The sequence below is a fragment of the Moorena sp. SIO4A5 genome, from assembly GCF_010672005.1.
Lineage (GTDB): Bacteria > Cyanobacteriota > Cyanobacteriia > Cyanobacteriales > Coleofasciculaceae > Moorena.
Genome location: NZ_JAAHHZ010000086.1, coordinates 22,017 through 28,086, shown reverse-complemented (window position 1 = coordinate 28,086; position 6,070 = coordinate 22,017). Strand labels below are relative to the sequence as shown.

General features: G+C 44.1%; 5 protein-coding genes. 1 reads left to right on the top strand and 4 read right to left on the bottom strand.

Annotation, left to right across the window (positions count from 1 at the left end; genetic code table 11):
* The 4 genes from F6K57_RS23315 to iscB all read right to left on the bottom strand — a co-directional run.
* A partial coding sequence (locus F6K57_RS23315) for a ssl1498 family light-harvesting-like protein (protein ID WP_293070925.1) occupies positions 1-115 on the bottom strand: 115 nt, incomplete at its 3' end.
* Between the two features lie 396 nt (positions 116-511).
* Complete coding sequence (locus F6K57_RS23310; protein WP_293070923.1) at positions 512-1,777, bottom strand: transposase; 1,266 nt, start codon at positions 1,775-1,777, stop codon at positions 512-514.
* A 514-nt stretch (positions 1,778-2,291) separates the two neighbouring features.
* On the bottom strand, positions 2,292-3,533 hold the full coding sequence (locus F6K57_RS23305) for a VWA domain-containing protein (RefSeq protein WP_293070921.1): 1,242 nt from the start codon (positions 3,531-3,533) through the stop codon (positions 2,292-2,294).
* Positions 3,534-3,602: 69 nt separating this feature from the next.
* Positions 3,603-4,874: an RNA-guided endonuclease IscB gene (iscB, locus tag F6K57_RS23300; RefSeq protein ID WP_293018953.1), complete on the bottom strand. Its 1,272-nt coding sequence runs from the start codon at positions 4,872-4,874 to the stop codon at positions 3,603-3,605.
* 474 nt (positions 4,875-5,348) lie between these two features.
* On the opposite strand from iscB, the gene F6K57_RS23295 reads away from it, so the two are divergent.
* Entirely contained in the window at positions 5,349-6,005 is a 657-nt protein-coding gene (locus F6K57_RS23295) for an ATP-dependent Clp protease proteolytic subunit (RefSeq protein WP_293070919.1), read from the top strand.
* The last annotated feature ends 65 nt before the right edge of the window (positions 6,006-6,070 follow it).

Here is a 6,070-nt window from a genome sequence, read left to right as displayed (position 1 = left end):
CACCTTGGGAAATATAATTACGTTGCTGTTCGGGTGTTGGGAAATCTGCGTAGTAAATCTCGGTTTCAGGGGCGTAGTTATTGAGCACTCCAGTTTCATCAACGGTGGTGTACATAGTGGACTTGGTAATGGTGTCAGTGCTGAAAGTCATTTGGTTTTTTCTCCTTTCGTCTTTATGTAAATAAATATAACACTTTGTAAATTTTTGTTGCAATAGCTTGACAGGGACTGGCTGTAGGGTTGACCGTACAGGTTCAGGTGTAAAAACCCTATAAAAAGGTAAAAAGCCTAAGGTGTGAATATTAAACAGCAGTAAATAGGCGTAATTACTGCTAATTACGCCGATAAAACCCAATAATGGCTGCTAATCCTTATTTATAAGTGTTTGAATCTAAGTGTTTACGTCTAAGGGTTTAAGTATAAGTGTTTAAGTTATTACTTTCGGTCTATATCTTTAGGCATAGATGGCATCCCCCCAGCCCGATCCTATTGACACTCCCCACTGATAGAATCAGGGGGATTCTTGGTTCATAGACCCGTCTTGCTTAACCAAACCGGAGTCAGGAAAAGTAGAGGACAGATCTCCCCAAGCGTTAAGTAAAGTTCCCGTGTGCCCCACGGTACTTAAGGCTCTAGTTAGGATGTTTTTAGCGGCATTATGGTCGCGTTCGCGTAGCGTCGCCTTCGGCGAATCTAACCGACACCCACATTTACAGACATGGGTTCGAGTTGATAATGACTTCTTGACCACTTCACCACAGCTGGAACAATTCTGGCTTGTATAGGCAGGATTAACTGCAACAGTTATCCGACCAAACTTTTGCCCAAAATATTCCAGCCACTCCCTGAACTTGTACCAACCTGCATCATTAATAGATTTGGCGAGACAGTGGTTTTTAACTAGATTTTTGATCCTCAAATCTTGCCTTCGGCACGCTGCGCGAACATAGGCGACCAGATCGTTAGACCGGATTACGCAACGTGCCAGTCTCTTGGCATGTTCTTCACGCTGCCTACTTATTTTAAGGTGATGTCTACCTAATCTATTGACGGCTTTCTTACGGTTAGATGAGCCTTTCTTTTTTCGGGAGACCCGACGTTGGTAAAACTTTAATCGTTTTTCGCTTTTGCGATAAAACCTAGGATTAGGTTCTGAATAACCATCAGAGTCAGTGTAAAACTCTTTTAGTCCGACATCTAACCCGACAGTGAATCCAGTAGCTCCTAGTCGCTTTAAGTTATCTATTTTGACACAAAACTGAACATAATAACCATCAGCTCTTTGGACTATCCTAACGCGCTTTATCAACTTCTGTTCGCGTAGCGTCGGCTTTGCCGAATCGAAACGCCACAAGTCCCATGTACCCTTGAGCTTAACCTTACCGATCCCTTTTTTATCGGTAAAGTTTATAGACTTCTTGTCTGGGGATAATTTCCACCCGGACTGCTTGTATTCGACTGATCTAGAATGTTTCTTGAAGCGAGGGTACCCTTTTTTGCCGGGCACTTTTTTCTTGCAATTGTCAAAAAAACGTTTAATAGCACGCTCTACGTTCTCGACAGAGGCTTGACAAGCATGACTGTTTAGATCTTTAACAAATTCAAATTCATCCCTTAGTTGAGTGTTGTAGCGATAGAGCTCTTTCTTCTTTACTCCGCGATTGTCCATCCAATACCGAAGTACCTTATTCCGGACAAAACGAGCCGTTCTAATAGCTTCATTTACTGCTAATTCTTGAGGCTTTTTTAGAATAGCTTTGAACTCCATGACCAACACTCGCACATCACCTCCTTTTGTTGTATCTACTCGACCTGTTTTAGTGCTACTCTAATTATAGACCCCTTAAATTATAATGTCAAGTAAAATGTCTGAACAAATCAAAAGAAAAGTAGGAAGACCTAGATTGCACGAAGAGGCAAAGAAAAGTTACAGTATCAAGGCTACTGAGACTGGTTGGCGGGGACTGAAACGTTTGGCAGCCAGTTCGGGGTTGAGCTTATCTGAGTACCTAGAGTTCCTGGGAAGATCTGGAACCTTACCAAGTTAGAAAAAAGACGCCCGAACAGTTAGGGAATAAATTCCTGTTCGGGCTAACCCCATAAATAGAATTTAGGGGCTTGCGCCCTCAGGGTTTTCGGTCAGCCTTTAGATGAGGAGTTTATAGGCTGATCCGATGTGTAGCAATATGTGTGGACAGGACTGACTGGGTAATTCCTGTTGGTATAAGCAAATATTTTGGCAAAGGGGGGCAAGCATCATGCCCTACCCTTTTGATTACTCCTGCAATTGATCACTCTTGTAACAGAGTCTTAGACACAATTCTGGTTTTCTTACGATCAGCTTCTGAGAGGTCTTCCCCAGTTTGCAAAATCGTAGCATTGGTTTGCAGTACTGTTGCGGCTCCTTTATCCCCCATCTGGATAGCCGTTTTTGCCGCAGTTTGTAACATGGTGGCAGCCCCAGCGCGATCGCCCTGCTGTAATTTCGTTTCCGCAATTTGAGTCTGACGGTATTTAGCTAAAGCTAGAATATGCTTCTGTACCTCAGGATTGGGAACTGGTTGATAACCCTCCTGGAAATTTGCCTGAACTGGCACGATTTCCGAGAGTAACTCTTGTCCACCACTGGATGGGTCATCATATCTGACTTGTACATGGGCAATGGTTTGACGACCCTCTGGCATTTTACCAACATACAAGTTAGCGAGAATCACCCGTTTTGAATCAGTCATCAAATCTCCCAAACGTACCATAAAGCGATTGCCTTCTGATTGTGCTGGGAGTTCAATGGCATCTGGTTCTACTTGGGCAATGGGTTTAAGTTCTGCTAACCTCACTTTTGGCATTAAATCCAACAACAGATAAGCATTAGTTAAGCCAACAGACTGCATGCGGTTGAACAAACGTGCAAACTCACTCAGGGCTTGCTCTGGTTCTTCAATGTAAGACAAGCTACCAGTAGCAATATCCGAAATTTTTTCCAAAATATCTTGGTTCCAGTTGGAACCGAATCCCAGACTGTTGATAGTCAAGTTATTTTCAGCAGCCAGTTCAGCTAATTTTATGCAGCTTTCATTATTTCCATGTTCGTTTTCCCCATCAGTGAGCAGAAACACCTGAGATACCGTGTCTTGTTTAGCTTTAATTAATTCTTTAACCCCTAGCTTTAGACCTTCATCAATGGCGGTACCCCCATCAGCCGCAAGTCGGTTAATCTTTCGTTTGATTTGGTCTAGGTTGCCCATCGGTTGATTGCGAACTAGCACTTTGGCTCTGTGGTCAAAGGCCACAATCGAGAGGCGGTCATCCGGTTGCAGGCGCTCAATTAACCCCACTGCTGCTTGCTTGACAGTTTCCAGGGGCTGCCCATGCATGGAGCCACTGTGGTCGAGTACCAGACACAAATTCAAGGGTACACTTCGACTAGAGGAAGCAGCGATCGCAGAAATCGCCACGGATAATTGACGCTGACTACTCGGTTGATTAGCATCAATATTAGTATCGTTAAGGGCTGGGTGCAAACCAACTTTCATCTGTCCGCCTCCCGGTCGTCTCCCGCTATAATCTTTGATTTAGCGGTGAGAGGAAAGGGAGGACAGGGTTTAAATCGTATAAGCATAACCATCCTTTCTGTGAATAAACTGACAATATTTGTGGCTAATTCCCTGTACTAATCCTGATTTAGTGGAGATATTGAAAGAACCCGATTTTCGAGTTGCGACTCTCCCCACGTAAGTACCTATTTTTTTACCTTTAGTTACCACAGCACGAACAATGTCCCCTGTTTGGAACCCTTTATGCACTTTGGTTCTTGAGCAGTAACGAATGGGGAATCCGTACTTGTTGGTTCGACAAAGTTGACGAGTGCCGTGACCTTTGGCGGTAATTATCAAAGGATGGGTTACTTCGATAACCAATGTTTCAATTTTTCCGACGTTTGCAGCATCTAACCAATGAGTCTTAGGGAGGTTTTGGCGACATCGGTTAAACTTAGTCAATCCGCCGCTACCAACTTCGACAGGCAACCCAATAGATTTTAGTTCATGGTACAACTTCCAGCGAGTCGCATTAACAGATGCCGCATCAGCTAAAGGTCGTTTTGCTTGAGCTTTAACCCGCCTCAAGACATCAGGCTTTCCAGACAAGAAATGCTCAACCTCCTGATTAGACTTAGCTTGATTACATGAATGACACGCGATAGCTAAATTATAAACTCTATCAGAACCGCCTTTAGATAATGGCTTGATATGCTCAATCTCTAACTGAGTATCTGTTGTCCCACAGTAAGCACATTTACGATTCCATTTTTCAAGTAGATACTCTCGAAGCTCGTAACCGTAAAGCGTACCTTGCTGATACTCGATCCCAGATATTTCAGGATTTTGCAGTTTCTGAGTATCAAATCTAACCAACTCTTGAGAGAACCCTGTAATGGGACATAAACGAGTTAGTTTTTTGACCCAAGTTAAAATGTTGTAAACTCTAGACATCAGACTAGGAGCTAACCAGCCTTCTGACCATGGTCGGTTAAGAAACCTGGGCTTGCGATACCGAGTTTTACGATTGCGACGGGCGCGCCTTAACTGTCTACGAGAAGTCAAAGCGTCTCTAATTTGAAAGCCTCTATGGGTAAGTTCACCTCCCCAAACCACTCTGCTATTTTGAACAATGGCCAAACCACTTGTTTTTGCACCAGGGTCTATTTTGAGCTGATGAGTATGAGTTATTGGCTCTTCTATTTCCTCCGTTAAAATTATAGTAAATGGGTAACGACGATAGACCTTAGCTTTGCCTGTCGAAAGTATAATTCTAGCTCTCGCCGGTTTGCAGGGGTCTAAAGGTTGTCGATTTTTATTTAGTACAAATACACGCATAATTGTGTTTCCTCCTATTGCTAGGGTAAAGTTAGCTTAGTCAAAGTTATTTCTCGGTACTTTCCTGATCGCACTGACTTAACTCAACTAGGTCTGTTTAACGACCGGGTTCTAGAGCTGGGGACTAGCTACGCATCCCCAGGTAGGACTTTAACTCTTGGAAATAACGGAGTTCTTATAGAACTTAGACTGGTCAACTATGAGCTTTTCACAAGCTCCCGCTATAGTCTTTTCGCGCAGCGGAGGCCGTAGGCCACGCGGGGCGCGTTCGGCTACGCCGAAAGACTTAGCGGTGAGTTATTGACTTTAGATAGCTCCTCAGGCAGCAAGGGTAATTGATTATGGGTGTAGGCAGTTTTCCCCTATGTTACACTTTTAACCTTCAGGGGGCTAACCGACACGAAGAAAATCACGAAGAAAGTATGGCAAGCTACACTGGTTAAAGATAGTGCCATTATTGCAGCCCCAAATATCATGAAACGACCCATCCAGGCTGTTCAATCCACCTACTATGGTAGACCTGCCCAGCGGACACCGCCACCAGACTTACCCTCGCTGTTGTTAAGTGAGCGGATTGTATATTTGGGTATGCCCTTGGTGAGTGCGGTAACAGAATTAATTATTGCCGAACTGTTGTATTTACAGTACGACGACCCAGACAAGCCCATTAAAATTTACATCAATTCCACCGGCACATCCCGTTACGATGGCCAACCCGTGGGTTTTGAAACCGAAGCCTTTGCCATCTGTGACACCATAAATTACATCAAGCCCCCTATCCACACTATTTGTATTGGTTCAGCCCTTGGGATGGCAGCGATGCTCCTCTCCGCAGGAACCAAAGGCTGTCGGGCAAGTTTACCCAATGCCACTATTGTCCTACATCAGCCCAGGAGTTATGCCCAGGGTCAAGCCACGGATATCCAAATTCGTGCTCAAGAAGTTCTGACCAATAAGAAGACGATGCTCAATATCTTGTCTCGCAATACCGGTCAAGACCAAGAAAAAATTGCCAAGGATATGGATCGGTTCCTTTACATGACACCTCACCAAGCCCAAGAGTATGGTCTGATCGACAGGGTGCTAGAACCTCAAGAGGTTGATAGTCAGATTCCTGCTGGTATTACTTAAGTTGTAAGTTATCAGCAATCAGCATTCAGCGTGTCGCGTATCAGCAATCAGCAATCAGCTTATGC

What these genes read in the sequence shown, in the direction of transcription:
- F6K57_RS23305 (WP_293070921.1), bottom strand. Translation starts at nt 3,533, where the DNA reads ATGAAAGTTGGTTTGCACCCAGCCCTTAACGATACTAATATTGATGCT.
- iscB (WP_293018953.1), bottom strand. Translation starts at nt 4,874, where the DNA reads ATGCGTGTATTTGTACTAAATAAAAATCGACAACCTTTAGACCCCTGC.
- F6K57_RS23295 (WP_293070919.1), top strand. Translation starts at nt 5,349, where the DNA reads ATGAAACGACCCATCCAGGCTGTTCAATCCACCTACTATGGTAGACCT.